Annotated in this window: 1 pseudogene; it reads right to left on the bottom strand. The window is 33.7% G+C overall.

Annotation, left to right across the window (positions count from 1 at the left end):
- A pseudogene (locus ACFIK8_RS12435) lies at nucleotides 1-186 on the bottom strand (DNA-binding response regulator); the annotation flags it as partial.
- Between the last annotated feature and the right edge of the window lie 102 nt (nucleotides 187-288).

Raw genomic sequence — 288 nt, 5'->3', positions numbered from 1 at the left:
AATTATAAGAAGATCAAAATCTAAGTTTGCAAGTTGACGTCTTGCTTCATCGGCATTGGCAGAGACTGAAACACGAAATCCATTTTTAAGGAGAAATTGAAATAAAAGATTGCGAATACGGGTGTCGTCATCAATCACAAGAAGGTGTGGTGCATTGTCACTTAAAACTTGAATGTGATCGGTCATTCTTAAGAACCTTGAAAAAAATTTAGTTTCTAAAAAATTCAAGTTTACATAAGTTGCATAAAGCGGTCGAGCAGGCTATTTTATTTTATAAAGGGAATGAAA

This window comes from Bartonella sp. MR168JLCBS (assembly GCF_042194175.1).
The sequence above is the reverse complement of the archived record's forward strand: the minus strand, read 5'-3'. Positions and strand labels throughout refer to the sequence as shown.